Annotated in this window: 2 protein-coding genes; one reads left to right on the forward strand and one right to left on the reverse strand. The window is 75.8% G+C overall.

Translation table 11 applies throughout. From position 1 onward, the window contains the following. On the forward strand, nt 1-1,317 hold a 1,317-nt coding region (locus CCN72_RS34275), incomplete at its 5' end, for an MFS transporter (RefSeq protein WP_107430239.1). Nucleotides 1,318-1,365: 48 nt separating this feature from the next. On the opposite strand, the gene CCN72_RS34280 is transcribed toward CCN72_RS34275, so the two are convergent. Continuing rightward, on the reverse strand, nt 1,366-1,825 hold a 460-nt coding region (locus CCN72_RS34280; RefSeq protein ID WP_143664297.1), incomplete at its 5' end, for a class E sortase.

Genomic DNA, 1,825 nt, shown 5'->3' on the forward strand with positions numbered 1-1,825 from the left:
CGCCCCCGCGCCACCCTCGCCCTCGTCAGCGCGGCGACCGCCGTGACCCTGATGAACTACACGGCCCCGATGGTCACGCTCCCGGGGACCGCGGCCGCCCTGCACACCCCGCTCTCCGGCCAGGCATGGCTCCTGAACGGCACCCCGCTGGGCCTCGCCGCCCTGCTCCTGGTGGCCGGCAGCCTCGCCGACGACTACGGCCGCCGCCGGATCTTCCTCGCCGGCACCCTGGCCCTCGGCCTGACCACCGCGCTCGGCGCGCTGACCACCTCGACCTGGCAGTTCACCCTGGCCCGCATCGCCCAGGGCGCGGCCAGCGCGGCCCTGCTGGCCAGCGCACTCGGCCTGATCGTGCACGCCTTCCCCAGTCCGCGCGGCCGGCTGCACGCGACCGGGGTGTGGGGCGCGTTCGTCAGCGGCGGTATCGCGGCGGGCCCCCTGGTCGCGGCCGCGCTGCCGAACTGGCGCGCCGGCTACGGCGTCCTCGGCGCCCTCGCCCTGCTGCTGGCCGCGCTCGGCACCCGTACCCTCGCCGAGTCCCGCGCGCCCCGCGGCGGCCGCCCCGACATACCCGGCGCGCTGACCTTCGGACTCGCGCTGGTCGCCCTGGTCGCGGCGCTGACGCTGGGCCGGGACGGCTGGCTGCGGGCACCGGTGGGGCTGCTCCTGGCGGCGGCCGTGGCGCTGATCGCCGTCTTCGTCGCCGTCGAACGGCGCTCCGGCACCCCGATGATCGACCTGGGCCTGCTGCGCCACCGCCGCTTCCTGGCCTCCTCGGCGGGCGGCCTGTTCACGGGCCTCGCGGTGATCGCCGTCTTCAGCTATCTGCCCTCGGTCGTCCAGCGGACCCTGCACCTCTCCCCGCTGGCCACCGCCGGTCTGCTGCTGCTCTGGTCCGGCCTGAGCTTCGGCGTCGCCCTCCAGGTCAAGCGCCTGACCATCCCCCCGCGCGGCCAACTCGCCCTGGGCTTCGCCCTGCACGCCGTCGGCGCCCTGACCATGCTCGGCGCCATCGGCTCCGGCTCCTGGACCCGGCTGCTGCCCGGTCTGATCATCGGCGGTGTGGGCAGCGGCCTCCTCAACGGCGCCCTTCCGCTCCTCGCCGTCGAATCCGTCCCGCGCGAACGCGCCGCCATGGGCTCCGGCGCCCAGCAGACCCTGCGCTACATCGGCTCCAGCGTCGGCGTCGCCCTGACCATCGCCCTCGCCACCTCCGGCGGCCACCTCGCCCACGGCACGGACCTCGCCCTGCTGGTCTCGGCGGGCCTGGCGGTGACGGGCGCGATCGGCGTGCTGGCGCTGCGGGACCGGAAGTAGGCCACTACCGGGGGGCGCTACCGGGGGCGGTCGCTACCCGGGGGGCCGCTACCGGGGGCGGACCGACACCAGCTTCCCCCACACCGCCATCCGGTACCGGGAGGTGAACTCGGGCGTGCAGGTGGTGAGGGTGATGTAGCGGCCCGGCTCGCGGTACCCGTACCCGGGCCGGACGAGGGAGCGCGGAACGGCCCGTACGACCCCGGAGTCCATCGCCGAGGTCCGCGGCAGCACGCTGTCCACGTCGTAGGTGTACGTCGCCGTCCCCGTCTCCACCTCGATGGCGTCCCCGCGCCGCAGCCGGGGCAGGTACCGGAAGGGCTCCCCGTGGGTGTTCCGGTGCCCGGCGAGCGCGAAGTTTCCTTCCTGGCCCGGCTGTTGGGTGCCCGGGTAGTGGCCGACGTACCCCTTGTCCAGGACGTCCGCCTTGCCGACGCCCTCCGCGACGGGGACGCGCAGCCCGAGCCGGGGGACGACGAGGACGGCGTACGCCTGGGCGGGGCGGGGA

This window comes from Streptomyces murinus, assembly GCF_002154555.1.
Classification (GTDB): Bacteria; Actinomycetota; Actinomycetes; order Streptomycetales; family Streptomycetaceae; genus Streptomyces; species Streptomyces murinus.